Origin of the sequence: Shewanella sp. SG44-6 (assembly GCF_014164185.1) — a bacterium.
Lineage (GTDB): Bacteria > Pseudomonadota > Gammaproteobacteria > Enterobacterales > Shewanellaceae > Shewanella > Shewanella vesiculosa.
Genome location: NZ_JACJER010000267.1, coordinates 1 through 1,630 on the forward strand (window position 1 = coordinate 1; position 1,630 = coordinate 1,630).

The window sequence follows — 1,630 nt, forward strand, 5'->3', positions numbered from 1 at the left end:
CATCGATGTTAAATCAATCATCCATTCACACTAGTAACTCTTATGGATATATAAATAGTAAATAAATAATCCAAGAGTAAAAATACTTACCGAAGAAATAATGTAGAACCACGCAAGTTTTTTGTCTTTGCTTCGACTAAAGCGCTTTGTCGCTTCAATATTAACAAGAGAAGCATGACGTTTGAGGTTGGGCCAAGCAATAACCCCAGCGTAAGCAACCATTCGTGCACCAATACCTTTATCCCAAGCAGGGGGCTCTATCCCTTCTTTCAACATTTCTTGCTCAAGATGTTTAATAGTAATGCGGCCAAATAAAAATATGGCAGTACCCCATATAAGCAATACAATAAAAAACACTACAGCCATCAAGCTTTCAGTGGATAACTCTTCCATAAATCCCTCGCTATAGGCTATTTAACCAGTCACCAATATTATAGGCTTCATTGGCAACCCATTGCCCGATAGAATCACCACCTTTAGCTGCAACATACCCAACAGTTACAGCTGTACCAATAATAATTACCCAGCCAACAGGGGTTGCTAATAGAGCAATACCTAATCCTGCTTCAACTATTGCAGCACCTGTAGCTAAGCCTGCCGCAGTACCCATACCAAAACCGGCTGTTTCAACCGCGGCACGTTTTTGCCAATTAGCTCCAGCTAAATAATCAACATGTACATTGCCCGCACGGATCCCAGCATCAAGCACAATTAATCCTTTACCGAGAAGATTTGCTCCCATTTCAAAAGCGCGTAAATTTTGAAAATCAACTGTAGAGGTAAATTGAATCGGTTTTATGGACCTACCGCTTTTTGCTTTATTGATACCACGATCAGCATTACTGTAAACAGTACCTCTTTTGCTTTTGACCCGACCAATGTATTTATTGATTTCTGTCTGGAATTTTTGATTAAAGTCTTTCCCAAGTTCCTTTGCGTTTTGTTCTAACATCATCATTTGGGCTTTAGGATATTTTGCTTGTGCGCCAATTCTAACTTTCTCTAATGCATCTTGAAGTTTATGATCGGCTTTAGCAAAGCTACTTAATCTTGTATCTAAAGCTGTTGATGCTGCACCTATGGCTCCGATGCTTTCATTGCGCACCATAGGTGCTAATTCAGCTTGATAAAAATCAGCGAGGGCTTGTAGGTTTTCGCCTCCAAACATATCATCCATCAAAGCAATATTTCGTTTTGCTTGTTGCGGTAAAGATTGTATTTGACTAAGTGTGCAAACTAATTCAGGGCGTTATTTTCGCCAATTAGAGCCATTGCTAGCTCCATTACGCATAATAAATGGGGTGCCCGCAGAGACAAAGGCACTAATAATATGTGGGTTGTCTTGTTGAAACGTAGCAAAAGCTGGCTCGTTATTTGGGTTTACTGGATAGGTATTACTTTTGCTATAGCATAGCTCTATATCATTTGACATAGTTTAGTCCTTTAAAAAATCAATCCTATTGAAGCTACGATGAATCGTTTGAACTTCATTCCGTGAGTAATGTTTATATTATCATTAAAAAAAACGATGTATAATTCTTAAATTAATATAAGGACTTAGCTATTAGCAATATCGTTTCATTGGAATAAATGTTATTTTTCTGAACCAAGGTATGCTTTAAGCACAGCA

At 38.2% G+C, this 1,630-nt stretch carries 3 protein-coding genes; all 3 read right to left on the reverse strand.

The features are described from left to right. Positions 1-30 precede the first annotated feature (30 nt). The 3 genes from H5185_RS22030 to H5185_RS22040 all read right to left on the reverse strand — a co-directional run bounded on the left by H5185_RS22030 (position 31) and on the right by H5185_RS22040 (position 1,432). On the reverse strand, positions 31-393 hold the full coding sequence (locus H5185_RS22030; protein ID WP_124014939.1) for a hypothetical protein: 363 nt from the start codon (positions 391-393) through the stop codon (positions 31-33). A 10-nt stretch (positions 394-403) separates the two neighbouring features. Continuing rightward, positions 404-1,177: a hypothetical protein gene (locus H5185_RS22035; RefSeq protein ID WP_220494518.1), complete on the reverse strand. Its 774-nt coding sequence runs from the start codon at positions 1,175-1,177 to the stop codon at positions 404-406. 72 nt (positions 1,178-1,249) lie between these two features. After that, positions 1,250-1,432, reverse strand: coding sequence for a hypothetical protein (locus H5185_RS22040; protein WP_182743287.1), 183 nt, complete (start codon positions 1,430-1,432; stop codon positions 1,250-1,252). Positions 1,433-1,630 lie beyond the last annotated feature (198 nt).

Excerpts from the sequence above, each read along its gene's own strand:
- H5185_RS22030 (WP_124014939.1), bottom strand. The coding sequence starts at position 393 with ATGGAAGAGTTATCCACTGAAAGCTTGATGGCTGTAGTGTTTTTTATT.
- H5185_RS22035 (WP_220494518.1), bottom strand. The coding sequence starts at position 1,177 with ATGGATGATATGTTTGGAGGCGAAAACCTACAAGCCCTCGCTGATTTT.
- H5185_RS22040 (WP_182743287.1), bottom strand. The coding sequence starts at position 1,432 with ATGTCAAATGATATAGAGCTATGCTATAGCAAAAGTAATACCTATCCA.